We start from the raw sequence: 25534 nt of genomic DNA, 5'->3' as shown, positions 1-25534 counted from the left end.
GGCGCCGCGCGCGGGCCGCAGTCTCCACCAAGATCGATCCCGGACGATGTTGCGCAGTTCAGACCATGATCAGGAGCGCCACGTATGGCGGGTACCCGGCGTCGCGCGATCATCGCGCGTGAGCAGGAGAACGTAAACCTCGCATACAGCAGTCTCGAGGCGCGCCGGGCCGCGGATGTTGCCGACGACGTCACGTACCGCGTGCAGAACGAAATGCCGGCACCGGGTTCGGCGCGTGCCGGTGCCGGACTCGGCTCCGACGACGAGCCGTTGGTGATCATGCGGGTGAGCACTCGGACGGGCGACTCGTTTCTAGTCGGACGCCAGGCGGTGTGGAGCGACGTGCGCGATCTGGTCGTCCTCTCTTCCGCGACGCAGAAGGTCGTCGACTGGCGGCTGGCGACCGAGGACGATCCTGGTGAACTGCTCCTACGCCGGAAACTACAGTTCAAGCCCCGCAAACCGGACGAAGTGACGGGATGCTTCGACGAGCTGCGGCTCCGGCAGTACGACGAAGGACTCGACCAAGGGATGGTGGTGGAGAATCCCACCGCCATCGCGGAGGCAACGCCGGATGCAGCCGGCGAGGAGTCGGCGGAGTCGAAAGCCACCTCAGAGGGTTCGGTAGAAGGTGTGACGCCCTCGCTCGAGTCCCTGCTGCTGGATGATCTGGACCTGCCCCGCGACGGAACGCTGCGCGACATCGTCGAGACGGTGCAACGGGAGCAGCTGCTGCTGGTGGCACACCGACGATCAGGCGCCCTCGTCATCCAAGGCGGCCCCGGCACTGGCAAGACGGCGGTCGGCCTCTACCGGGTCATGTGGCTCCTCGACAATAAGCATTGCGCGGCGGACCAAGTTCTCGTCGTCGGCCCGCATCAGGGATTTCTTGACTACGCCGGTCGGGTATTGCCCGCCCTCGGGGGTGGGGACGTGACGACCATCACGCTCCAGCGACTCCTCAACGGCGACCGCAGAGTGGCTCCGACGACGAGCCACTCACCCGAGGCGCGGTTCGTGAAGGCCGACGACCGGATGGCAGATGTCCTTCGGCGTGCAGTAGAAGCCAATTGTCGGCCCACCCGGTCACGGGTGGCCGGTCTGCTGGCGGACGGTGATGAGCCAGAAGCGGTATTCCGCTTCATGTGCAAGGGCCGCATGCATCAGGCCGACGCCGACACGCTGCTCGATGTTGCCCGTGAAGCACTCTACGAGTCGGCTCCTTTCAATGTCCGCCAGGGCCGGTTTCGCCTCAGGGTCGCAGGCAAGCTCTTGCTCTCCGTCCCTGGAGCGACGCCCCAGGACATCCTGGCGAGCAAGGAGGTGGCCGCATTCATCCAACGGGTGTGGCCGAGGCTCAATACGACTGATGTCTACGAGCGTCTCCTCGACAGCCCGAAGCTGCTCGAAGCGGCCGGCCCGCTGCTGACCGCGGAGGAGGGATCTGCCCTTCGCCGGCCGAGGGCCGCAAAGGCGGAGTGGGACACCGTCGACCTCGTCTGCCTGGACGAACTGGACTGGCTGCTCAACGGCGCGGGCGACCGACGTACGTACGCGCACATCGTGGTCGACGAGGCTCAGGACCTCACGCCGATGGAGGCCCGCGCGCTGGCCCGCCGATGCCCCACTGGCTCCATGACCATCCTCGGTGACCTGGCACAGGCTGCCGGGCCGCACGAGTACCTGTCATGGCGCGAGCTCGCGGCGCTGCTGACCGCCGGGGCGCCGTGGACGGTGGAGGTACTCCATGTGGGGTTCAGGTTGCCACCGGAAGTCGCTGAATTCGTAGAGCCGTTGGCTCGGGCAGCGGCTCCTCGCGTCCCGGCGGCACTGTCCGTCCGCCCGACGCGAGGGAAATCCGTACAGGTGCGGAGCGTTGACGCCCGTGACGAGCTGGCGGAGGCCGTCGCCCGATCTGTGGCCGCGACCGTCACCGTGCAGGACGGTCGCTCGACAGCCGTCATCGCGCCCGCCGACAGCGGGCTTCTGAGGAGCATCGGGGCGGAGCTCATCAAGACGGGGGTGACAGCAGACGTTCCGCTCCTGGAACCGCATGAGGCGAAGGGAATCGAATTCGATCACGTGGTGGTCGTGGAGCCGGCCGCGATAGCCGGCCGCACCCGCTCGGGAATGCGTAGCCTGTACGTCGCGCTCACACGCTGCACCCAATCGCTGAGCGTTGTCCATCACGAGCCCCTGCCCGTACCCATCGGCCCTTGCAAGAGCCCCGTGCCTCGCCCAGCCGTGGTTCCCAGCCCCGGGGATGTGCCTTCTTCCATGATTCCCACGCAGTCCGTCCGTCCCGTGGCCGAGGCGGCCTCCGACCTGGACGACTTCCTCCGTACCGCGGTCGAGACCGACAGGAAGCAGCCTGTTCACGAGCGGCTGCGCCACAAGCTTCTCGCCCAGCTCTGGGAAGTCGGGGAACCCGAGCAGGGGAGTACGGCCGACGTCATGCGAACCGATGGCGGCAGCACGCAACTGTTCGAGGTGCTCCACGTCGAGCACGCGACCTACGCGGACCTCCGAGATGCGGCGGCCCGCACGGCCGAGATCCGCTTCACACTCGACCGTGTGGTGGATCGCAGCTTTCTGGTCTGCGCTGCCCCACCGGTCGAGCCCTGGGCGGTCGCAGCAGTGGAGGGTGCCTTCGGCGTGTCGGTGCTGTGGTGGGAGAGCGGGGCATGGCACGGACGTGATGCGGCGGTCATCGCCCCGGCAGGCGACTAGACCGAATGCCTTACCTCTGAGTCCCGGAGGTCCGTATGCTCAGGATCTCCGCGCAGACGGCCGTGACCGTCTCCGTTGGGGTCCGGGGCTCCGAGGTCGATGGGGCCGTGGATCCGACCCGGCTGCTCCGCGCTGGCGCCGACCGGCAGCGGCGCTTCGAGCCGGCGCACATGGGTTTTGCGGGACCCGAACGCACCGCCGTACGGGATGCCCAGGTCAAGGGCGGTGCCCAGCGACGGCTGGCCGAATCCGAGGGCCTGGCGCGGCCGGACCCTACTCTCCCGTCCGCTGGGTGGGGTAAGGCTGTGGCTGCACAGGTCCCGGCCCAGCGTCGGCAAGCAGTGGATCGATTCGTGCGAGAGCCACGACGGTCGCGTGCCGAGGACAGGCCTGCCGAGGAGGTCCGCCAGGTGCCGAATCCGCCTCAGCTGATTGCGGTGCTCCGGGATCACGCCGATGCCTTCGGGTCCACTAACGCTGCAGGCGGCTTAACGCTGGCGTAGATCAGACCGAGGTAGCCGTGTGGAGGTCCTCTTGGGTCGGCACGCCCAAGCGTTTGGACGGCTGGCAGGAGGTCGGCAACCGTCGTATCGCGGAGTGGCCCCGCGAGGACGGGTGGGTGCGGAGCGAGCCGCTGTGGTCCGAGCCGCCTGCGCGAATCCTGGGGGGCTTTCTCATTTCCGCGGTTGACAGTTGACCTGCGCAGTTCTGGCGACGTCTGGGCCGCGAATAGGCCGCAGAGGCTGTCATATGGCTGCACAGCACGGCAGTTGGCTGCGCATACGCGAAGACCCCGTCTCAGCGAAGGCGCTGATGGCGGGGTCTTTGGGCACTTCCTGCGAAGTGCCCCCGGCAGGATTCGAACCTGCGCACACGGCTCCGGAGGCCGTTGCTCTATCCCCTGAGCTACGGGGGCGCGTCGTTTGTGTTGCGGCGACGGGTTGAACACTACCAGCTTCCGTGGGGTGATCAGGAACGGGTTTGCGGGGGAGGAGGGAGTGGGTCGCCCGCAGGGGGTGGAAGTGGCAAAAACCCGGACGCGGGGGCCCGGCTCGACCTACTCTCGAGTTGTGCCAGGCGTCTCAGGCCGGGTGCTTGTTGTCGACGACAACAAGGTCATCCGGCAGCTGATCAAGGTCAATCTCGAGCTGGAGGGCTTCGAGGTCGTGACCGCGAACGATGGTGCCGAGTGTCTGGACGTCGTGCACCGCGTCTGTCCCGATGTGATCACCCTTGATGTGGTCATGCCGCGGTTGGACGGGTTCGGTGCGGCCGCGCAGTTGCGGGCCGATCCGCGGACCAGGGACGTTCCCGTGGCCATCGTCAGTGCCTGCACCCAGCAGGAGGTGGAGGCCGGGATCGAGGCCGGGGTGGACGCCTTCCTCGCGAAGCCCTTCGAGCCCGCCGAGCTGGTGCGCATCGTGCGGCGGCTGGTCGAGCGCAAGGACCGGCGCGACGGGAGGAAGGGGACCCCCGCCGGGAGGGGGAGGGGGTAGATGCGTTCGCATTCTTCGTGGCTGTCGGCCTCCCGTTCTGTCGCCCTCCGTCGTGGGCGCTCTGTTCACATGGCGAAACCCTTCGTGGGATGACGGGACGTCTCCCCTAGGCTGGTCCCGTGACCCCCGCAGACCTCTCCCCTTGCGTCGTACGCGCCGTGCGCTGTGCCGTCGCCGACGGGGAGCTGCAGGAGGGCGGGGCGGAAGGGGTCGTGCCGCAGCGGGTCGTCGTCGAGCGGACGCGGCCCGGTGGGGTGGGCGACTACGCCACCCCCGTCGCCTTCCAGATCGCCAGGGCAGCCGGCCGCCCGCCCCGTGACGTGGCGGACGTACTGGCCCGCCGGCTCGCGGCCGAGCCGGGCATCGAGCGCGTCGAGGTCACGGGAGCCGGGTTCCTCAACTTCGTGCTGCCGCCGCCGTCGGCCCCCGCCGTCGTCCTGGACGCCGTCCTCCACGACGTCGCCATCCGGGACGTACGGGGCGGGGCCATGGCCGCCGCCCTCGCCGACGAGACCGGGCTCGGGCTGCGCGAGCGCGTCGTACGCCGCAGCGTCCTGCGGCTCGTGTGCGCCCAGGGCGGTACCGAGCGCGACCTGCCCGAGGTGCTGCCCGTCGCCCCCCTCGCCAAGCGGGACTCCGACGTCGTCGAACGGTACGGGGCCGCGGCGGCGCACTGGCGGATGCTCGCCGTGCCGGCCCGCGAGACCCCCGTCTTCTCCGAGGGACTGCTCCTCCAGGGCGAGGGGAACGAATTCTTCCGGGTGCGGTACGCCCACGCCCGCAGCCGGGCCCTGCTCAGGAACGCCGACCAGCTGGGGTTCCACCCCGAGAGCGGGGACGTGACCGACGCGCCCGCCCTGCTGCGCGCCCTCGCCGACCACCCCCTCGCCCTCGAAGCCGCCGCGCACCACCGCGCGCCCGAACGGCTCGCCAGGCACCTCGTCGAGGTGGCGGACGCGCTGCTCGACTTCCAGTACCGCGTACTGCCCCAGGGGGACGAGAAACCCTCGGCCGCCCACCGTGCCCGGCTGGCTCTTGCCGAAGCCGCCGGGACGGTGCTGGCCGGTGGCCTGGCCCTGCTCGGCATAGACGCACCTGAACGACTGTGACCTGCGAAGAGAGATACCGATGAGCCGCTCCGCGCACCCCGCCGGACCCCGCCACGCCGACGTCCTGCCCGAGGGGCACTACTCCCCGCCGCCCGCCGACCTGAACGCGCTGGACGAGAAGGTCTGGGCGCGGACCGTCACGCGGGGCGGTGACGGCGTCGTCTCCGTCGGCGGCATCGAAGTGACCAGGCTCGCGGAGGAGTTCGGGACGCCCGCGTACTTCCTCGACGAAGAGGACTTCCGGGCGCGGTGCCGGGCCTGGGCGCACGCCTTCGGTCCCGACGCCGACGTCTTCTACGCCGGCAAGGCGTTCCTCTCCAAGGCCGTCGTGAAGTGGCTGAAGGAGGAGGGGCTGAACGTCGACGTGTGCTCCGGCGGGGAGCTGACGACCGCGCTCGCCGCCGGGATGCCCGCGGAGCGGATCGCCTTCCACGGCAACAACAAGTCCGAGGGCGAGATCCGCAGGGCCGTCGGGGCCGGGGTCGGGCGGATCGTCCTCGACTCCTTCCAGGAGATCGCCCGCGTCGCGCACATCGCCCGTGAGCTGGGCGTACGCCAGCCCGTGCAGATCCGCGTGACCGTCGGGGTGGAGGCGCACACGCACGAGTTCATCGCCACCGCGCACGAGGACCAGAAGTTCGGGATCGCCGTCGCGGACGGGTCCGCCGCCGAGGCGGTGCGGCGCGCGCTCGGCCACGACTCGCTGGAGCTGCTCGGCGTCCACTCCCACATCGGGTCGCAGATCTTCGACATGGCCGGCTTCGAGGTCTCCGCCAAGCGCGTCGTCCGGCTGCTCGCCGCCGTGCGCGACGAGCACGGGGTGGAGCTGCCCGAGATCGACCTCGGCGGCGGGCTCGGCATCGCCTACACCTCGGGCGACGACCCGCGCGAGCCCCACGAGATCGCCAAGGCGCTCACCGAGATCGTCGCCCGGGAGTGCGAGAGCGCCGGGCTGCGCGCCCCGCGGATCTCCGTCGAGCCCGGCCGGGCCATCGTCGGCCCGACCGCCTTCACGCTCTACGAGGTGGGGACGATCAAGCCCCTCGAAGGACTCCGTACGTACGTGAGCGTCGACGGCGGGATGTCCGACAACATCCGCACCGCGCTGTACGACGCCGAGTACTCCGTCAACCTCGTCTCCCGCACGTCCGACGCCGAGCCCATGCTCGTACGCGTCGTCGGCAAGCACTGCGAGAGCGGCGACATCGTCGTGAAGGACGCCTTCCTCCCCGCCGACCTGGCCCCCGGCGACCTGCTCGCCGTCCCGGCCACCGGCGCGTACTGCCGCTCCATGGCCAGCAACTACAACCACGCGCTCCGCCCGCCCGTCGTCGCCGTGCGTGACGGACAGGCCCGAGTGATCGTCCGCCGCGAGACGGAGGAAGATCTCCTGCGCCTCGACCTCGGATGATGAAATAGGTGTCTCACTGAATGGACCGAGGATGGAAACTGCTGTCCATTGAGTGAGACTTGTTCCACCCGGCGGGCAAACCGCCCGCACGGGTACTGATGGAAGATCGAAAGGCGTAGGTCGAATGATGCGTACGCGTCCGCTGAAGGTGGCGCTGCTGGGCTGTGGAGTGGTCGGCTCAGAGGTGGCTCGCATCATGACGACGCACGCCGACGACCTCACGCAGAGGATCGGCGCGCCCGTGGAGCTCGCCGGCGTGGCCGTACGCCGCCCCTCGAAGGTGCGCGAGGGCATCGACCCGTCCCTGGTCACCACCGATGCGACCGCCCTCCTCAAACGCGGCGACATCGACATCGCCATCGAGGTCATCGGCGGCATCGAGCCCGCCCGTACGCTGATCACCACCGCCTTCGAGCACGGCATCTCCGTGGTCTCCGCGAACAAGGCGCTGCTCGCCCAGGACGGCGCCGCGCTGCACGCCGCGGCCGAGCAGCACGGGCTGGACCTGTACTACGAGGCCGCCGTCGCCGGCGCCATCCCGCTGGTCCGCCCGATGCGCGAGTCCCTCGCGGGCGACAAGATCAACCGGGTGATGGGCATCGTCAACGGCACGACGAACTTCATCCTCGACAAGATGGACTCGACCGGCGCCGGCTACCAGGAGGCGCTCGACGAGGCCACCGCCCTCGGGTACGCCGAAGCCGACCCGACCGCCGACGTCGAGGGCTACGACGCCGCCGCCAAGGCCGCGATCCTGGCCGGCATCGCCTTCCACACCCGCGTCCGCCTCGACGACGTGTACCGCGAGGGCATGACCGAGGTCAGCGCCGCCGACTTCGCCTCCGCCAAGCGGATGGGCTGCACCATCAAGCTCCTCGCCATCCTGGAGCGCGCCGCCGACGGCGAGTCCGTCACCGCCCGCGTCCACCCGGCGATGATCCCGCTCACCCACCCGCTCGCCTCCGTCCGGGAGGCGTACAACGCCGTCTTCGTCGAGGCGGAGGCCGCCGGGCGGCTCATGTTCTACGGGCCCGGCGCGGGCGGCGCGCCGACCGCGTCCGCGGTCCTCGGCGACCTCGTCGCCGTCGCCCGCAACAAGCTCGCCGAGGCAACGGGGCCCGGCGAGTCCGCGTACACCCAGCTGCCGGTCAGCCCCATGGGCGATGTCGTCACCCGCTACCACATCAGCCTCGATGTGGCGGACAAGCCGGGCGTTCTCGCCCAGGTGGCGACCACGTTCGCGGAGCACGGTGTCTCCATCGACACGGTCCGCCAGCAGGGCAAGGACGGCGAGGCCTCCCTCGTCGTCGTCACTCACCGCGCGCCCGACGCCGCCCTCTCCGGGACCGTCGAGGCACTGCGGAAGCTGGACACCGTCCGCGGTGTCGCCAGCATCATGCGTGTTGAAGGGGAGTAAGGACCCATGAGCAGCAATCGCACCCACCAGTGGCGCGGCATCATCGAGGAGTACCGGGACCGCCTGCCGGTGACGGACACGACTCCCGTGGTGACGCTCCGCGAGGGCGGCACTCCCCTCGTTCCCGCGCAGGTGCTCTCCGAGCGCACCGGCTGCGAGGTCCACCTGAAGGTCGAGGGGGCGAACCCCACCGGGTCCTTCAAGGACCGCGGCATGACCATGGCGATCACCAAGGCCAAGGAGGAGGGCGCCAAGGCGGTCATCTGCGCCTCCACCGGCAACACTTCGGCCTCCGCCGCCGCGTACGCGGTGCGCGCCGGGATGGTCTGCGCGGTGCTCGTGCCGCGCGGCAAGATCGCGCTCGGCAAGATGGGCCAGGCCCTCGTGCACGGCGCCAAGATCCTGCAGGTGGACGGCAACTTCGACGACTGCCTGAACCTGGCCCGCGCGCTCTCCGACAACTACCCGGTCGCGCTGGTCAATTCGGTCAACCCGGTACGCATCGAGGGCCAGAAGACGGCCGCGTTCGAGATCGTGGACGCGCTCGGCGACGCCCCCGACATCCACGTGCTGCCCGTCGGCAACGCCGGCAACATCACGGCGTACTGGAGGGGCTTCAAGGAGTACAAGGCCGACGGCCTGTCCACCCGTACGCCCCGCGTGTGGGGTTTCCAGGCCTCCGGCTCCGCACCGATCGTGCGCGGCGAGGTCGTCAAGGAGCCGCACACCATCGCCACCGCGATCCGGATCGGCAACCCGGCCTCCTGGGACTACGCGCTGGCCGCGCGCGACGAGTCGGGCGGCTTCATCGACGAGGTGACGGACCGCCAGATCCTCGCCGCCTACCGGCTGTTGGCCGCGCAGGAGGGCGTCTTCGTCGAGCCCGCCTCGGCCGCCTCGGTGGCCGGCCTGCTCAAGGCCGCCGAGCTGGGCCTGGTGGACCCCGGCCAGAAGATCGTGTGCACCGTCACCGGCAACGGCCTGAAGGACCCCGACTGGGCGATCGCCGGCGCACCGCAGCCGGTCACCGTTCCGGTGGACGCCGAGGCCGCCGCCATCCGTCTCGGCCTGGTCTAGTCCCGTCCGGCGCGTGGTCCGGGCCCGCCCGGGTCCGGACCGCGGCTGGTCCACGCCGGTCCCCACCGGTCCCGGGAGTAACGCACACCACGTGTGAGCCGGTTCCGGAGGGCTCCCGAAGCCCTCCGGAACCCGGCAACTCACCCCGTACGACGACAAAAGTGCGGCCGAAGCCGTCGAAGTCCGCGACACGCATCGTGCGCCTCCTGTGCGCCCTATGTCGCGAGAGAACCTTCCTTCGATACGCTGTACTTACATCCGCCACCGCGCATATGACTGCGGTGCTGCCCCGAGGGCCTTCGGGTGTCGTACGTTCTCCAGTACATTCGCAGCGAGCCAGCGAAGAGCGAAGATCTCGCACAGTCACAAGGAGTGTCATCGGACGATGGCCGGTCCAGCGTTCCGCGCCGCCGCCGTACGGGTGCGCGTCCCCGCCAGCAGTGCCAATCTCGGCCCGGGTTTCGACGCCCTGGGCCTGGCCCTGGGGCTCTACGACGACGTAGTCGTCCGGGTGGCCGACTCCGGCCTGAACATCGACATCGCGGGTGAGGGCGCCGACACCCTCCCGCGGGACGAGAGCCACCTGCTCGTACGCTCCATGCGCACCGCCTTCGACCTGCTGGGCGGACAGCCGCGCGGCCTCGAGGTCGTCTGTGCCAACCGGATCCCGCACGGCCGGGGCCTCGGCTCCTCGTCCGCCGCGATCTGCGCCGGCATCGTCGCCGCCCGCGCCGTGACCATAGGCGGCGAGGCCAGGCTCGACGACGCGGCGCTGCTGGAGCTCGCCACCGAGATCGAGGGACACCCCGACAACGTCGCCGCCTGTCTGCTCGGCGGATTCACCCTGGCGTGGATGGACGGGGGCAGTGCCAAGGCGATCCGGATGGAGCCTGCCGAATCCATCGTTCCGGTGGTCTTCGTACCTTCCAAGCCGGTCCTGACGGAGACCGCGCGCGGCCTGCTGCCGCGCACCGTCCCGCACGTGGACGCGGCCGCCAACGCGGGCCGCGCCGGCCTGCTCGTGGAAGCCCTGACCAGGCGTCCCGAGCTGCTGCTGCCGGCCACCGAAGACCGGCTCCACCAGGAGTACCGGTCCCCGGCGATGCCCGAGAGCGTCGCACTTGTGAACCGGCTGCGGGCGGACGGGATCCCCGCGGTCATCTCCGGCGCGGGCCCCACGGTCCTCGCGCTGGTCGACAACGGCGCGGCCGACAAGGTCGCGCAGCTCGCGGGCGAGGGATGGGCGGCCAACCGGCTCGCACTCGACGCCGCGGGCGCGAGCGTACTTCCGCTGGGCACCCAGGGCGGCTAGGGCCGTTCTTCTGGAATGCACAGCCGGTCAGGGGCGGGCGGCCCGGGCAGGCCGCCCGCGCGGAAGGGCGCGATTGCCGGTGATTGAGAGGGGGAATATCTATTGGATCCGGTAGTGTTAGTCTCAAGTGCGCATCGGAAGCCGCCATGGCTCGGTGCTCAGTGTCCCCATCCGGGACCACATTTCTTCCGGGAGCCTCCCCGACTGCTTTGATCACTTCCAGCAGTTTCGAGCACGCTCCGGAATCGGCGTGACATTCCCACGCTTTCAGCTCGGGGGCTTCTCGCCGGAACCACCCATGCACGTTTCTTCCGCCGTATCTCTATCGGCGGACCACCGCCCCGGCACGGTCCACACCTAGGACTGTTGTCGGACAGCACAACCGGTCGCCGAGCCAGACAGGCCGACGTCCGCTCCAGGGAAGGACCCTTCGTGAGCGACACCACCGATCTGATGGGCGCTGCCGACACCTCTGTCGACACCAGTGCCCCCGCCGCGGGCGCCGCACCCAAGCGTCGACGCACCGGCACCGGCCTTGACGGCATGGTCCTGGCCGAGCTGCAGCAGGTCGCGTCGGGCCTCGGGATCAGGGGCACCGCGCGGATGCGCAAGAGCCAGCTGATCGAGGTCATCAAGGAGGCGCAGGCGGGCAGCGGCGCCCCCAAGGCCGCGGCCTCCGCCGCCGCAGACACCGCCGAGGCCAAGCCGAAGCGCCGCGCCACCAGCAAGGCCCGCACGGGTGAGGCCGCCGCCGAGGCGCCCGCCGAGAAGCCTGCCGCGCAGGCGCAGATCGAGATCCCGGGTCAGCCGGCCAGCGACGACGCGCCGGTCGGCGAGCGCCGCCGCCGTCGGGCCACGGCCCCCTCCGGCAGCCCGGAGGCCTCGGCCCCCGTCGCCGTGCAGGTCGAGCAGAAGACCGAGACCGTGACCTCCGCCCCCGCGCAGCCCGAGGTCAAGGCCGACGCCACGGCGGTCTCCGCCGGCCAGGCGCAGGGCCAGGACGGCGAGGGCCGCGGCCGTCGCGACCGCCGTGACCGCGCCGAGCGCGGCGAGCGCGGTGACCGTCAGCGTGACCGCCGTGACCGCGGTGCCAAGGCCGACGACCAGGGCCAGGCCGGCCAGGGTCAGGGCGCGCAGGGTGGCCAGGGCGGACAGGGCGGCCGTCAGGACCGCGCCGACCGCCCGGACCGCCAGCAGCAGGGCGGCCGTGGCCAGGGTCAGGGTCAGCAGGGTCAGCAGGGCCGTCAGGACCGCCAGGACAACGGTCCGCAGGACGACTTCGACGACGAGAGCGGCCGCCGTGGCCGCCGCGGCCGCTACCGCGACCGCCGTGGCCGTCGCGGCCGTGACGAGTTCGCCCCGAACGAGCCGCAGGTCGCCGACGACGACGTGCTGATCCCCGTCGCGGGCATCCTCGACATCCTCGACAACTACGCGTTCATCCGGACCTCGGGCTACCTGCCCGGCCCCAACGACGTGTACGTCTCCCTCGCCCAGGTCCGCAAGGCGGGTCTGCGCAAGGGTGACCACACCACGGGTGCCGTGCGCCAGCCCAAGGACGGCGAGCGCCGCGAGAAGTTCAACGCCCTCGTCCGCCTCGACTCGGTGAACGGCATGGCGCCCGAATCCGGCCGCGGCCGACCGGAGTTCCAGAAGCTGACGCCCCTGTACCCGCAGGACCGTCTGCGCCTGGAGACCGACCCGGGCGTGCTGACCACCCGCATCATCGACCTCGTGTCGCCGATCGGAAAGGGCCAGCGCGGTCTGATCGTGGCCCCGCCGAAGACCGGCAAGACCATGATCATGCAGGCGATCGCCAACGCGATCACCACGAACAACCCCGAGTGCCACCTGATGGTCGTCCTGGTCGACGAGCGTCCGGAAGAGGTCACCGACATGCAGCGGTCGGTCAAGGGCGAGGTCATCTCCTCGACCTTCGACCGCCCGGCCGAGGACCACACCACCGTCGCCGAGCTGGCCATCGAGCGCGCCAAGCGTCTCGTCGAGCTGGGTCACGACGTGGTCGTCCTGCTGGACTCCATCACCCGTCTGGGCCGCGCGTACAACCTCGCGGCGCCCGCCTCCGGACGCATCCTGTCCGGTGGTGTCGACTCGACCGCGCTGTACCCGCCGAAGCGCTTCTTCGGTGCCGCGCGCAACATCGAGGACGGCGGCTCGCTGACCATCCTGGCCACCGCGCTCGTCGACACCGGCTCGCGCATGGACGAGGTGATCTTCGAGGAGTTCAAGGGCACCGGCAACATGGAGCTCAAGCTCGACCGGAAGCTCGCCGACAAGCGCATCTTCCCGGCCGTCGACGTCGACCCGTCGGGCACCCGCAAGGAGGAGATCCTCCTCAACGCGGAGGAGCTCGCCATCGTCTGGAAGCTGCGCCGGGTGCTGCACGCGCTCGACTCGCAGCAGGCGATCGAGCTGCTTCTCGACAAGATGAAGCAGACGAAGTCGAACGCCGAGTTCCTGATGCAGATCGCGAAGACGACCCCGTCGGGCAAGAACGACGACTGAGGTCCGGCGCCGGGCGTCCGACGTCCGGCACGCGCATCACCACAGCAGCCCCCGCCGCACCCGCGGCGGGGGCTGCTGTGTGCTGTACGGGGCTTCCACGGGGCTCCACGCGCGGTTGCACGGGCTCCGGTGCGGGCTTCGACACACCCGCCCCTGGAACCCTGGAAGGCGTTCACCCGTCTGTGTGAGAGGAGCCCGCGGTGGACGCGGGCCTGAACGGACCAGGGGACCGACTCAGGACTGAGGAGAGCATGACCGAGGACAGCAAGGGCCGCGGCCGGCGTGCCGCGGGCCGGCGCCGACGCAAACCGGCGAAGCGCCGCAAGGCTCTCGTCATCGCCGCGTGGAGCGCCGCGGGGGTGGTCCTGCTGGGGGGTGCGGGCCTCGGCTACTTCTACTTCAAGCTGAACGGCAATCTGAAGACCGTCGACATCGACCAGGCGCTCGGCACCGACCGCCCGCAGAACGTCGACAACGGCTCGATGGACATCCTCGTCCTCGGCTCCGACTCCCGGGGCGGCGCCAACGGCGAGTACGGCCAGGACGACGGCGGCTCCGCCCGCTCGGACACCGCGATGATCGTCCACCTGTACGAGGGCCACAAGCAGGCCAGCGTCATATCGATACCCCGCGACACCATGACGGCCCGTCCCGAATGCCCCACCGGCAAGGGCCGGACCGACCCCGGCGGCCCGCGCAAGCAGTTCAACGAGGCCTACACCATCGGCGGGGCCGCCTGCGCGGTCAAGACCGTCGAGAAGATGTCGGGGATCCGCATGGACCACTACATCGAGGTCGACTTCACGGGCTTCAAGAAGATCATCGACAACCTCGGCGGCGTCGACGTGACCACCACCAAGCCGATCAAGGACGGCGCCAGCCACCTCGAGCTCGCGGCCGGCCCGAACCACCTCAACGGCGAACAGGCCCTCGGCCTCGTCCGTACCCGCAAGAGCGTCGGCGACGGCAGCGACCTGGGCCGAATACAGCTCCAGCAGGCCTTCATCAAGGCACTGATCAAGCAGGTCAAGAGCGTCGGGCTGTTCGACAACCCCAAGCGGCTGGTCGACCTCGCCGACTCCGGGACCAAGGCCCTCACGACCGACAAGGCGCTCGGCGACGTGAAGTCCCTCATGGGCTTCGCCCAGGGCCTGCAGGGCATCGAGGCCCAGAACATGCACATGATCACCCTGCCGGTGACCGTGGACCCGCGCGACGCCGACCGCGTCGCCCCGCTGACGAAGGAGTCGAAGCTGGTCTGGGACGCACTGCTCGCGGACCGGCCGATCCCGGCCGAGGCCACCGAGAAGTCCATGGGGGACAAGGGCACGGCCGGCGGCATCGTCCAGTAGGGAGCCCCTGCTCAGGCGGCTCCCGGACGGATTGCGCGGGGGTGCGGAATAGATGCCGGCCCCCCTCCGTTGAGGGAGGCGTCCTCAGAATTTTGACAGGCAGCCCGGTCCTGGCAGACTGGTCTGTCGGCCCCGGTTCACGCAGTGCGCAATTCGGCTCCTGCGACCCGGCGCCCTCCCGAATCTAGGAGACACCTTGAAGCGCGATGTTCACCCCGAGTACGTCGAGACCCAGGTCAGCTGCACCTGTGGCGCGTCGTTCACCACCCGTAGCACCCTGACCGAGGGCTCCATCCGAGCCGAGGTCTGCTCCGAGTGCCACCCGTTCTACACGGGCAAGCAGAAGATCCTCGACACCGGTGGCCGCGTGGCCCGCTTCGAGGCGCGCTTCGGCAAGGGTGCGGCCAAGAAGTAGCGCGACCCAGGCGCCGGTCTCCGGCCGCCCCCTGTCCACTCGGGGGCGGCCGGACCGGCGCCTTTGTCGTCGTCTCGCCAAGTCACCCCGTTCGTACTTTCACCACAGGAGCCCCCGATGTTCGAGGCGGTCGAGGAATTGGTCGGCGAACACGCCGATCTTGAGAAGAAGCTCGCCGACCCTTCGGTCCACTCCGATCAGGCCAACGCGCGCAAGCTGAACAAGCGCTACGCGGAGCTGACCCCGATCATCGCGACCTTCCGTGCCTGGAAGCAGTCGGCCGAGGACATCGAGACGGCCAAGGAGTTCGCGGCCGACGACCCGGACTTCGCCGCCGAGGTCAAGGAGCTGACCCAGCAGCGCGAGGAGCTCACCGAGAAGCTCCGCCTGCTGCTGGTCCCGCGCGACCCCAGCGACGACAAGGACGTGCTCCTCGAGGTCAAGGCGGGCGCGGGCGGCGACGAGTCGGCGCTGTTCGCCGGCGACCTGCTGCGCATGTACCTGCGCTACGCCGAGCGGGTGGGCTGGAAGACCGAGATCATCGACGCCACCGAGTCCGAGCTCGGCGGCTACAAGGACGTCCAGGTCTCCGTCCGCACCAAGGGCGGCAACGGCGCCACCGAGCCCGGCCAGGGCGTGTGGGCCCGCCTGAAGTACGAAGGCGGCGTGCACCGCGTCCAGCGGGTTCCGGCCACCGAGTCCCAGGGCCGCATCCACACCTCCGCAGCCGGCGTGCTCGTCACCCCGGAGGCCGAGGAGGTCGAGGTCGAGATCAACATGAACGACCTCCGCATCGACGTGTACCGCTCGTCCGGCCCCGGCGGCCAGTCCGTCAACACCACCGACTCGGCCGTGCGCATCACGCACATCCCGACCGGTGTGGTCGCCTCCTGCCAGAACGAGAAGAGCCAGCTCCAGAACAAGGAGCAGGCCATGCGCATCCTGCGCTCGCGCCTGCTGGCCGCCGCCCAGGAGGCCGCCGAGCAGGAGGCCTCCGACGTGCGCCGCAGCCAGGTGCGCAGCGTGGACCGCTCCGAGAAGATCCGTACGTACAACTACCCGGAAAACCGGATCTCGGACCACCGGACCGGTTTCAAGGCGTACAACTTGGACCAGGTGCTCGACGGCGACCTCGACCCGGTCATCCAGGCCTGCGTGGACACCGACTCCGCAGCCAAGCTCGCGGCCGCGCACTGACCCTGATCCCTGCTTCACCCCCCGTTCGACAGCAGCCCGGAGGACCAGCGTGAACTTGCTGCTTGCCGAGGTGGCCCAGGCCACCCAGCGGCTGGCCGCCGCCGGCGTGCCCTCACCGCGTTTCGACGCGGAGGAGCTCGCGGCCTTCGTGCACGGCGTCAAACGGGGGGAACTGCACCACGTCAAGGACGCGGACTTCGACGCCCGCTACTGGGAGGCCGTCGCCCGCCGCGAGGCGCGCGAGCCGCTCCAGCACATCACCGGCCGCGCCTTCTTCCGGTACCTGGAGCTCCAGGTCGGACCCGGGGTCTTCGTGCCACGGCCCGAGACCGAGTCGGTCGTCGACTGGGCCATACACGCCGTCCGGGCGATGGACGTGGTCGAGCCCATGATCGTGGACCTGTGCACCGGTTCCGGCGCCATCGCGCTGGCCATGGCGCAGGAGGTGCCGCGCTCGCGCGTGCACGCCGTCGAGCTGTCCGAGGACGCGCTGCGGTGGACCCGCAAGAACGCCGAGGGCTCCCGGGTCACCGTGCACCAGGGCGACGCCCTGAGCGCCCTGCCGGAGCTCGACGGCCAGGTCGACCTGGTCATCTCCAACCCGCCGTACATCCCGCTCACCGAGTGGGAGTACGTCGCACCCGAGGCCCGCGACCACGACCCGGAGATGGCGCTCTTCTCCGGCGAGGACGGCCTGGACACCATCCGCGGCATCGAACGCACCGCCCACCGGCTGCTGCGGCCCGGCGGCATCGTCGTCATCGAGCACGCCGACACCCAGGGCGGCCAGGTCCCGTGGATCTTCGCCGAGGAACGGGGCTGGGCCGACGCGGCCGACCACCCGGACCTCAACAACCGCCCCCGCTTCGCGACCGCGCGCAAGGCACTGCCGTGACGGGCGCGACGATTTCCGCCACCCCCCAGCTGCACGAGGAGGCCCGCTGATGGCCCGGCGATACGACTGCAACGACGCGACGGACCGTAAGACGGGTCTGCGTGAAGCCGCATCCGCCGTGCGCCGCGGCGAGCTCGTCGTGCTGCCCACCGACACCCTGTACGGGATCGGCGCGGACGCCTTCAGCCCGGAGGCCGTCCACGACCTGCTCGCCGCCAAGGGGCGGGGCCGCGGCATGCCCACTCCGGTGCTCATCGGCTCCCCGAACACCCTGCACGGCCTCGTCACGGACTTCTCCGAGCAGGCGTGGGAGCTCGTCGACGCCTTCTGGCCGGGCGCGCTGACCCTGGTCGCCAAGCACCAGCCGTCCCTGGCGTGGGACCTGGGCGACACCGACGGCACGGTCGCCGTCCGCATGCCCCTGCACCCCGTCGCGATCGAGCTGCTGACGGAGGTCGGTCCGATGGCGGTGTCCTCGGCCAACCTGTCCGGGCACCCGGCGCCGGAGGACTGCGACGCGGCGCGCGAGATGCTCGGGGACTCCGTGTCCGTGTACCTGGACGGCGGCCCGACGCCCGGCATCCAGCCGTCGTCGATCGTCGACGTCACCGGGAAGGTTCCCGTCCTGCTGCGGGAGGGTGCGCTCACCGCCGAGCAGCTGCGGGAGGTCGTACCGGACCTCGAGGTCGCCCCGTGAGCCCTGAGGGGCGTGGCATAGCTGGGGGAAGTTTCCGCATACTCCACGTCAGCACCGGCAACGTGTGCCGCTCGCCGATCACCGAGCGGCTGACGCGGCACGCCCTGTCGCACCGGCTCGGCGGGATCGTGACCGGCGACCTCATCGTGGAGAGCGCGGGTACCTGGGGCCACGAGGGCGCCCCGATGGAGGCCAACGCGGCCGCCGTACTGGCGGACTTCGGGGCCGACGCCTCCGGCTTCACCGGGCGGGAACTGCTGGACGAGCACGTCATACGCGCCGACCTGGTCCTGACCGCCACGCGCGACCACCGGGCCCAGGTCATCTCGATGGGTCACTCGGCCGGCCTGCGGACCTTCACGCTGAAGGAATTCACCCGGCTGGTGCGGGCGATAGATCCCGCCACGCTGCCGCCGCTGGACGACGGCATGGCGGAGCGGGCGCGGGCGCTGGTGCGGGCCGCCGCGGCGCTGCGGGGGTGGCTGCTGGCCCCTTCGCCCGACGCGGACGAGGTGTACGACCCGTACGGGGCCCCGATCACCTTCTTCCGCTCCATCGGCGACGAGATCAACCAGGCGCTGGACCCCGTGGTCACGGCCCTGACGGGCGTCACGGCCTCCCGCTGACCCTGCTGGCCGGCCGCCGGGCTTCCGCCCCCGGCCCCGCGCCTCAAACGCCGGCGGGGCTGAAAGATCGGGGCTCCGCCCGGACCCCGCGCCTCAAACGCCGGCGGGGCTGAAAGATCGGGGCTCCGCCCCGGACCCCGCGCCTCAAACGCCGGCGGGGCTGGATGTACAGGCCGGGCCGGATGTGCAGGCCGGGCCGGATGCGTAGGCCGGGCCTGATCGGGAGGAGCCCCCGGCGGTGCCGCAGGGCGCGGTGCGGGGCGCAGGCCTACAGTGGCTGGTACCCGGTACCACCTGGAGTCGCGCCATGAGCGTCATCACCCCGCCCACGGACCTGCTGCGGCAGCAGGACCCGCAGATGGCCGACGTGCTCGACGGGGAGCGGCGGCGGCAGGCCGGCAGCCTGCAGCTGATCGCCGCCGAGAACTTCACCTCCGCCGCCGTGCTCGCCACGCTCGGATCGCCGCTCGCCAACAAGTACGCCGAGGGATACCCCGGAAACCGGTACCACGGCGGCTGCGAGTACGCAGACCTGGCCGAACAGGTCGCCGTGGAGCGGGCCAAGGCGCTGTTCGGAGCCGAGCACGCCAATGTGCAGCCGCACTCCGGCTCCTCCGCCGTGCTGGCCGCGTACGCCGCCCTGCTGCGGCCCGGGGACACCGTGCTGGCGATGGGGCTCCCGTACGGCGGGCACCTCACCCACGGCTCGCCCGTCAACTTCTCCGGGCGCTGGTTCGACTTCGTCGGGTACGGGGTCGACGCCGAGACGGGTCTCATCGACTACGAGCAGGTGCAGGACCTCGCCCGCGCGCACCGGCCCAAGGCGATCGTGTGCGGATCCATCTCCTACCCCCGCCACCCCGAGTACTCGGCCTTCCGGGAGATCGCCGACGAGGTCGGGGCCTACCTGATCGCCGACGCCGCCCATCCGATCGGACTGGTGGCCGGCGGGGCCGCGCCCAGCCCCGTGCCCTACGCCGACGTGGTCTGCGCGACCACGCACAAGGTGCTGCGCGGGCCGCGCGGCGGGATGGTCCTGTGCGGCGCCGAGTTCGCCGAGCGCATCGACCGGGCGGTGTTCCCCTTCACCCAGGGCGGCGCCCAGATGCACACCATCGCCGCCAAGGCCGTGGCCTTCGGCGAGGCGGCCCGGCCGGCCTTCACCACGTACGCCCACCGGGTCGTCGCCAATGCCCGGGTGCTCGCGGGCGCCCTCGAAGAGCACGGGTTCACCATCACCACCGGCGGTACCGACACCCATCTGATCACCGCCGATCCGGCGCCGCTGGGCATGGACGGACCGACCGCGCGCGGCCGGCTGGCCGCCGCCGGGATCGTGCTCGACACGTGCGCCCTCCCGTACGGGGACCAGCGGGGCGTCCGGCTGGGAACGGCGGCCGTGACCACGCAGGGGATGGGGGAGGCGGAGATGCGCCGGATCGCGGCGCTGTTCGCGGCCGGGCTGCGCGGGGACGGCGCGAAGACACGTACGGAGGTAAATGAGCTGGCACTGGAATTTCCCCCTTACGGGGAGTAAGTGGGACAAGAGGGGCGTAGTGCAACCGGGATGCGGCCCCCTCGCGTCCTCGGGGGAGGGGACATCGCAGCTAATGTGTGGGGCTGAGATGGCCGGCGATACATCTGGGGCAGCCCGTGCGTGAATATCTGCTGACGCTTTGCGTCACGGTCGCGGTGACCTACCTGCTGACCGGGCCCGTGCGGAAGTTCGCGATCGCGGCCGGGGCCATGCCGGAGATCCGTGCCCGCGACGTGCACCGAGAGCCCACGCCACGGCTGGGCGGCATCGCCATGTTCGGCGGTCTGTGCGCCGGCCTGCTGGTCGCCGACCACCTGCGGAACCTCAACGGCGTCTTCGAGCTGTCGAACGAACCGCGCGCCCTGCTCTCCGGGGCCGCCCTGATCTGGCTCGTCGGCGTCCTCGACGACAAGTTCGAGCTCGACGCCCTGATCAAGCTCGGCGCGCAGATGATCTCCGCCGGCGTGATGGTCATGCAGGGTCTGACCATCCTGTGGATCCCCGTCCCGGGCATTGGCACGGTCCCGCTCACCCAGTGGCAGGGCAACCTGCTCACCGTGGCCCTCGTCGTGATCACCATCAACGCCGTGAACTTCGTGGACGGCCTCGACGGCCTGGCCGCCGGCATGGTCTGCATCGCCGCCACGGCGCTCTTCCTCTACGCGTACCGGATCTGGTTCGGCTACGGCATCGAGTCGGCCGCGCCCGCGACCCTCTTCGCCGCCATCCTGATGGGCATGTGCCTGGGCTTCCTGCCGCACAACATGCACCCCGCGCGGATCTTCATGGGCGACTCCGGCTCCATGCTCATCGGCCTGGTGCTGGCCGCCTCCGCGATCTCGCTGACCGGACAGGTGGACCCGGACGCCCTGGCCCTCTTCGCGGGCGGTGAGCGCAACGCGACGCACGCGATGCTCCCCGCCTACATCCCGCTGATCCTGCCGCTGACGGTCATCGCGATCCCGATGGCGGACCTGATCCTGGCCATCGTGCGGCGTACGTGGAAGGGCCAGTCGCCCTTCGCGGCCGACCGCGGGCACCTGCACCACCGGCTCCTGGAGCTCGGGCATTCGCACAGCCGCGCGGTCCTGATCATGTACTTCTGGTCGGGGCTGATCGCCTTCGGCACGGTGGCGTATTCGGTGCATTCCTCCACGATGTGGATCGTGCTGGGGATCGCCGCGCTGAGCGCCGTGGGTCTGATCCTGCTGCTCCTGCCGCGCTTCACCCCGCGCGCCCCGCGCTGGGCGGAGGGTCTGGTTCCGCCGCGCTACCGGCACGCCGCACGTGCGGCCGAGGCCGCCGCGGAAGCGGCCGCACTGGACGTCTCGGGCAAGGAGCCGGAGCCCGCCAGGCCGATCGCGGCGGGCGTCTCCGGCGTCAACGGAGCGACCGCCGTGGGCCCCCGTTCGCGCTTCCCGGACCGGCGTAAGGCTGAATCCACCCGCTGAAATTTCCGGCATATGGTGCTTCCGGGCCTGCGATTCTCACGATTCCAGGCTCATTCTCGGGCGTGATCCAGATCACTCTCATGGCGTGGGGCATCCCTTTGCCTCGTGCGGGGGCTCGGCGTTGCAGGTGGGGTTTCGGAGGCTGAGGTTCCCTCTTGCTCGGCCACGGGCCCGTAAGGGTCCGATCGGCCAATGGGGGTGGTGGTGCTGCAGATGTCCGGTCGGTCTGTGGGGTCCGGCAGGCATGCGAACTAGCGTTTGGTTCCACGGGTCGCCGCGCACCGCAGTTGCGGCGACCGACCGGTTCGCTGATTCCTGGAGGAGTCGCACATGCGTAAATCCATCACATCTGGCTTAGTCGCCGCCGCCGCGCTCGGATGCCTGAGCGCGCTCAGCCCGGCCGCCATGGCGGCCACCGGCGCTGCCGAGGTGTCCTCGGCTCCGACGGTCGCGGCGGCGTCGTGTGTCGAGGTCGTGAGGTGGTACACCAACTGGCCGGACAAGTTCGTCGAGGTCAAGAACAACTGTGGTTCCACGGCCTGCTTCAGTGTCACCGTGGCGGCCAACCGTGACCCGGAGTTCTCCATCGGCGCCTACCGTCAGCAGTCCTTCCGATACGGCGGTGCCCTGTGGACGTCCGGAACGGGCATCAAGAACATCGGTTGCTGACCTGATCGACCGGCTCGACGGCGTGGGCCCCGTGTGGACGCGGGGGCCCACGCCTCTGTGTGTGGTCAAGGGCGCGAGTGGCCTAGCCTCGATCGTGCTCGTTCGCGGGGGTGGCGGTTTCGTGCCCAAAGCCCCACTAGCAGACATTCCGATGCCGTGTCGTGCACACACGCGCAGGGTCACTCTCATGTGTGACAGTCGGCACACCTGGCAGGTAAAGCTCTCATCAAATAGTTTGTGATACCGTTCACTAAACCCGGCGACAGAGCCGAAGGACCGTAGTGCGACGGTCCATTGGCCCGAGGAACCAACTCGGACCGGGCTTACGCTCGTCCCGTACGAGTCCCGTGCCCCCACCACCACGCGGAGCAAACCGCCATGCGGTCAGATGACGTCCGATCCCTCCTGCAAGCCGCCGTACCCACGGCTGTCGCCGGCGCTCTCGCCGCCGTGATCAGCGCGTTGGTCGTCGGCGGCAAGGGTGCGGTCGGGGCGGTCGTCGCGACGCTGGTCGTGATTTTGTTCATGGGCATCGGATTCGTCGTTCTGCAGCGCACGGCGAAATCACTCCCGCACCTCTTCCAGGCCATGGGGCTCATGCTCTACACGGCCCAGATCCTGCTGCTTTTCGTCTTTGTCGCGGTGTTCAAGAACACCACGCTGTTCCACCCCAAGGCCTTCGCCATCACGCTCGTCGTCACCACCCTGGTGTGGATCGGCGCGCAGACGCGTGCTCATATGAAGGCCAAGATTCTTTACGTCGAACCGGACTCGGTGAAGGGCGACAAGCCCGAAAATCCGGGGCCGAAGTCGTGAAGGGTAGGGCCGGGATAAGTGGGCGTTCGAGATCCTGCTATCGTCCGGTGCTGCCAACTGCGGCACTGCGGGCGCGGGCATCTGAGCTGACGCCTGTCCCATCGCGAGGCTCGATGCCTGATCGCCGCCCCATCATCCGTAACACCAGTCCAGTGCCGAACAGCGGCTGTGCGCCGCGCCGACACAACGAGGTTGCCGTACCTATGCGCCACGCTGAAGGAGCCCGCGGTGAGTGCTGACCCGACGACGGTGCTCGCCTTCGAGACCGACTGCCACATCTTCGACGGTTGTGGCTTCCCGGCTCCCGGCCTGCACTCGTTCCTGTTCCAGCCGATCTTCGGCGACGCGGACAGCAACCTGTACTTCAACAAGACGATGCTCCTGGCCCTGCTGGGCTCGGTCATCATCGTCGGCTTCTTCTGGGCTGCGTTCCGGAAGCCGAAGGTCGTCCCGGGCAAGCTGCAGATGGTTGCCGAGGCCGGCTACGACTTCGTGCGCCGCGGCATCGTCTACGAGACGCTCGGCAAGAAGGAGGGGGAGAAGTACGTCCCCCTGATGGTCTCCATCTTCTTCTTCGTCTGGGTCATGAACCTCTGGTCGATCATCCCGCTCGCCCAGTTCCCGGTGACCGCGATCATCGCGTACCCGGCCGGCCTCGCGCTGATCGTCTACGTGATCTGGATGAGCGTGACGTTCAAGCGTCACGGCTTCGTCGGCGGCTTCAAGAACCTCACCGGCTACGACAAGTCGCTCGGCCCGGTTCTTCCGCTCGTCATGGTCATCGAGTTCTTCTCGAACGTCCTGGTGCGCCCCTTCACCCACGCGGTCCGACTGTTCGCGAACATGTTCGCCGGTCACACCCTGCTGCTGCTGTTCACCATCGCCAGCTGGTACCTGCTGAACGGGATCGGCATCGCGTACGCGGGCGTCTCGTTCGTCATGGTCATCGTGATGACCGCGTTCGAGCTCTTCATCCAGGCTGTCCAGGCGTACGTCTTCGTCCTCCTGGCCTGCAGCTTCCTCCAGGGCGCGCTCGCCGAGCACCACTGAGCCAGACCCGCCCCGCTTAGCCCCCCGTATTCGTCCGGTGGCCAACCCCCACCGGTCCGTGAAAGAGAAGGAAGAACTGGCATGTCCCAGACCCTTGCCGCCGTCACCGGCTCCCTCAGCTCCGTTGGTTACGGTCTCGCGGCCATCGGCCCCGGCGTCGGCGTCGGCATCATCTTCGGTAACGGCACGCAGGCCCTCGCCCGTCAGCCCGAGGCTGCCGGTCTGATCCGCGCCAACCAGATCCTCGGCTTCGCCTTCTGTGAGGCGCTCGCCCTCATCGGTCTGGTCATGCCGTTCGTCTACAGCTGACGAACCGCGATCACTAGTCCGAACCGACGAAAGGCACTGATGTGAACCTCCTGGTTCTCGCGGCTGAGGGTGGAGAGAACCCCCTCGTTCCGCCGATCCCCGAGCTCGTCATCGGTCTGATCGCCTTCGTCATCGTCTTCGGTTTCCTCGCGAAGAAGCTCCTCCCGAACATCAACAAGGTTCTGGAAGAGCGCCGCGAGGCGATCGAGGGCGGTATCGAGAAGGCGGAAGCCGCCCAGACCGAGGCCCAGAGCGTCCTGGAGCAGTACAAGGCCCAGCTCGCCGAAGCCCGGCACGAGGCCGCGCGCCTGCGCCAGGAAGCGCTGGAGCAGGGCACTGCGCTCAAGGAAGAACTGCGCGCAGAGGGCCAGCGGCAGCGTGAGGAGATCATCGCTGCCGGCCACGCCCAGATCGCGGCGGACCGCAAGGCCGCTTCCCAGGCGCTGCGTCAGGACGTGGGCAAGCTCGCCACCGACCTGGCCGGAAAGCTCGTCGGCGAGTCCCTTGAGGACCACGCCCGGCAGAGCCGCACCATCGACCGTTTCCTCAGCGAGCTCGAGGAGAAGGCCGAGGCGGCCCGATGAACGGAGCGAGCCGCGAGGCGCTGGCCTCCGCGCGTGAGCGTCTCGACGCGCTGACGGACAACACGTCCGTCGACGCGGCGAAGCTCGCCGGTGAGCTGGCTGCCGTCACCGCGCTGCTCGACCGTGAGGTCTCGCTGCGTCGGGTCCTCACCGACCCGGCGCAGTCCGGCGAGGCCAAGGCCGAGCTGGCCGGTCGGCTGCTCGGCGGCCAGGTCGGCGGGGAGACCCTCGACCTGGTGTCCGGCATGGTCCGGTCCCGCTGGTCGCAGTCCCGCGACCTGGTGGACGCGCTGGAGGAGCTGGCGGCCACCGCCGACCTCACGGCGGCCCAGCAGGGCGGCGCGCTCGACAACGTCGAGGACGAGGTGTTCCGGTTCGGCCGGATCGTCTCCTCGAGCACCGAGCTGCGCTCCGCGCTGACCGACCGCGCGGCGACCGCCTCCGCCAAGAGCGAGCTGCTGCGCGGCCTGCTCGGCGGCAAGGTGAACGCCGTCACCGAGCGCCTGGTGATCCGTCTCGTCACGCACCCGCGTGGACGTAGCCTGGAAGCGGGACTCGAGTCCCTTTCCAAGCTCGCCGCCGAGCGCCGTGACCGCATGGTCGCCACCGTGACCAGCGCGGTTCCGCTCAGCGACGTGCAGAAGACGCGTCTCGGCGCGGTGCTGGCCAAGCTGTACGGCCGCCAGATGCACCTGAACCTCGACGTGGACCCCGAGGTCCTCGGCGGGATCTCGGTGCGAGTCGGCGACGAGGTCATCGACGGCACCATCGCGGACCGCCTCGCAGAGGCGTCCCGCCGCATGGCCGGCTGACCAGCCACCAAAAGTACAAAGCATTCCTAGCGGCCCGGTTGGGCCG

General features: G+C 69.9%; 22 protein-coding genes and 1 tRNA gene. 22 read left to right on the top strand and 1 reads right to left on the bottom strand.

Features of this window, described 5'->3' with window-relative positions:
• The first annotated feature begins 84 nt into the window (after positions 1-84).
• A complete protein-coding gene (locus tag ACIPYQ_RS20660) occupies positions 85-2730 on the top strand; it encodes a HelD family protein (RefSeq protein ID WP_401253032.1) in 2646 nt (881 codons plus the stop codon).
• 844 nt (positions 2731-3574) lie between these two features.
• On the opposite strand, the gene ACIPYQ_RS20655 is transcribed toward ACIPYQ_RS20660, so the two are convergent.
• A tRNA-Arg gene (locus ACIPYQ_RS20655) sits at positions 3575-3646 on the bottom strand.
• Between the two features lie 82 nt (positions 3647-3728).
• Here ACIPYQ_RS20655 and ACIPYQ_RS20650 point away from each other — a divergent pair.
• The 21 genes from ACIPYQ_RS20650 (at position 3729) to ACIPYQ_RS20550 (ending at position 25488) form a co-directional block, all read left to right on the top strand.
• Positions 3729-4226, top strand: coding sequence for a response regulator (locus tag ACIPYQ_RS20650; protein WP_401253029.1), 498 nt, complete (start codon positions 3729-3731; stop codon positions 4224-4226).
• A 119-nt stretch (positions 4227-4345) separates the two neighbouring features.
• Entirely contained in the window at positions 4346-5335 is a 990-nt protein-coding gene (nrtL, locus tag ACIPYQ_RS20645) for an ArgS-related anticodon-binding protein NrtL (protein ID WP_401253027.1), read from the top strand.
• A 19-nt stretch (positions 5336-5354) separates the two neighbouring features.
• Positions 5355-6746 carry a diaminopimelate decarboxylase gene (lysA, locus tag ACIPYQ_RS20640; protein ID WP_361754854.1) on the top strand — a complete coding sequence of 464 codons (1392 nt, stop codon included), beginning with the start codon at positions 5355-5357 and terminating at the stop codon, positions 6744-6746.
• Positions 6747-6870: 124 nt separating this feature from the next.
• On the top strand, positions 6871-8163 hold the full coding sequence (locus ACIPYQ_RS20635) for a homoserine dehydrogenase (RefSeq protein ID WP_361754857.1): 1293 nt from the start codon (positions 6871-6873) through the stop codon (positions 8161-8163).
• 6 nt (positions 8164-8169) lie between these two features.
• Positions 8170-9240, top strand: coding sequence for a threonine synthase (thrC, locus tag ACIPYQ_RS20630; protein WP_401253022.1), 1071 nt, complete (start codon positions 8170-8172; stop codon positions 9238-9240).
• 385 nt (positions 9241-9625) lie between these two features.
• The gene (gene thrB / locus ACIPYQ_RS20625; RefSeq protein WP_361754863.1) at positions 9626-10552 is read left to right on the top strand and encodes a homoserine kinase; all 927 of its coding nucleotides are present in this window, start codon (positions 9626-9628) and stop codon (positions 10550-10552) included.
• 432 nt (positions 10553-10984) lie between these two features.
• The gene (gene rho / locus ACIPYQ_RS20620) at positions 10985-13078 is read left to right on the top strand and encodes a transcription termination factor Rho (protein ID WP_401253019.1); all 2094 of its coding nucleotides are present in this window, start codon (positions 10985-10987) and stop codon (positions 13076-13078) included.
• A gap of 251 nt (positions 13079-13329) precedes the next feature.
• Positions 13330-14430, top strand: a complete 1101-nt coding sequence (locus ACIPYQ_RS20615) for an LCP family protein (protein ID WP_362232646.1) — start codon at positions 13330-13332, stop codon at positions 14428-14430.
• 196 nt (positions 14431-14626) lie between these two features.
• The gene (gene rpmE, locus ACIPYQ_RS20610) at positions 14627-14845 is read left to right on the top strand and encodes a 50S ribosomal protein L31 (protein ID WP_030708126.1); all 219 of its coding nucleotides are present in this window, start codon (positions 14627-14629) and stop codon (positions 14843-14845) included.
• A gap of 117 nt (positions 14846-14962) precedes the next feature.
• Positions 14963-16042 carry a peptide chain release factor 1 gene (prfA, locus tag ACIPYQ_RS20605; protein ID WP_327416462.1) on the top strand — a complete coding sequence of 360 codons (1080 nt, stop codon included), beginning with the start codon at positions 14963-14965 and terminating at the stop codon, positions 16040-16042.
• A gap of 49 nt (positions 16043-16091) precedes the next feature.
• Positions 16092-16937 carry a peptide chain release factor N(5)-glutamine methyltransferase gene (gene prmC, locus ACIPYQ_RS20600; protein WP_030295285.1) on the top strand — a complete coding sequence of 282 codons (846 nt, stop codon included), beginning with the start codon at positions 16092-16094 and terminating at the stop codon, positions 16935-16937.
• Between the two features lie 49 nt (positions 16938-16986).
• Positions 16987-17634: an L-threonylcarbamoyladenylate synthase gene (locus ACIPYQ_RS20595; protein WP_327416463.1), complete on the top strand. Its 648-nt coding sequence runs from the start codon at positions 16987-16989 to the stop codon at positions 17632-17634.
• Complete coding sequence (locus ACIPYQ_RS20590; RefSeq protein WP_361754875.1) at positions 17631-18260, top strand: protein-tyrosine-phosphatase; 630 nt, start codon at positions 17631-17633, stop codon at positions 18258-18260. The genes ACIPYQ_RS20595 and ACIPYQ_RS20590 overlap by 4 nt, the downstream gene beginning before the upstream one ends.
• 307 nt (positions 18261-18567) lie before the next feature.
• Positions 18568-19797, top strand: coding sequence for a serine hydroxymethyltransferase (glyA, locus tag ACIPYQ_RS20585; RefSeq protein ID WP_401253014.1), 1230 nt, complete (start codon positions 18568-18570; stop codon positions 19795-19797).
• Positions 19798-19913: 116 nt separating this feature from the next.
• Positions 19914-21248, top strand: coding sequence for an MraY family glycosyltransferase (locus ACIPYQ_RS20580; RefSeq protein WP_401253011.1), 1335 nt, complete (start codon positions 19914-19916; stop codon positions 21246-21248).
• Between the two features lie 330 nt (positions 21249-21578).
• Positions 21579-21917 (top strand): hypothetical protein, encoded by a 339-nt coding sequence (locus ACIPYQ_RS20575; RefSeq protein ID WP_401253009.1) that lies wholly within the window; start codon positions 21579-21581, stop codon positions 21915-21917.
• A gap of 378 nt (positions 21918-22295) precedes the next feature.
• The gene (locus tag ACIPYQ_RS20570; protein WP_401253006.1) at positions 22296-22733 is read left to right on the top strand and encodes a hypothetical protein; all 438 of its coding nucleotides are present in this window, start codon (positions 22296-22298) and stop codon (positions 22731-22733) included.
• Positions 22734-22946: 213 nt separating this feature from the next.
• Positions 22947-23783, top strand: a complete 837-nt coding sequence (gene atpB, locus ACIPYQ_RS20565) for a F0F1 ATP synthase subunit A (RefSeq protein ID WP_401253419.1) — start codon at positions 22947-22949, stop codon at positions 23781-23783.
• A gap of 81 nt (positions 23784-23864) precedes the next feature.
• Entirely contained in the window at positions 23865-24092 is a 228-nt protein-coding gene (gene atpE, locus ACIPYQ_RS20560; protein ID WP_030386954.1) for an ATP synthase F0 subunit C, read from the top strand.
• Between the two features lie 41 nt (positions 24093-24133).
• Positions 24134-24676, top strand: coding sequence for a F0F1 ATP synthase subunit B (locus ACIPYQ_RS20555; protein WP_401253003.1), 543 nt, complete (start codon positions 24134-24136; stop codon positions 24674-24676).
• Positions 24673-25488: a F0F1 ATP synthase subunit delta gene (locus tag ACIPYQ_RS20550; protein ID WP_401253000.1), complete on the top strand. Its 816-nt coding sequence runs from the start codon at positions 24673-24675 to the stop codon at positions 25486-25488. Before ACIPYQ_RS20555 ends, ACIPYQ_RS20550 begins: the two co-directional genes overlap by 4 nt.
• Positions 25489-25534 lie beyond the last annotated feature (46 nt).

Source organism: Streptomyces sp. NPDC090045, assembly GCF_044747975.1.
Taxonomy (GTDB): domain Bacteria; phylum Actinomycetota; class Actinomycetes; order Streptomycetales; family Streptomycetaceae; genus Streptomyces.
This window is presented reverse-complemented; position numbering and strand designations above follow the sequence as displayed.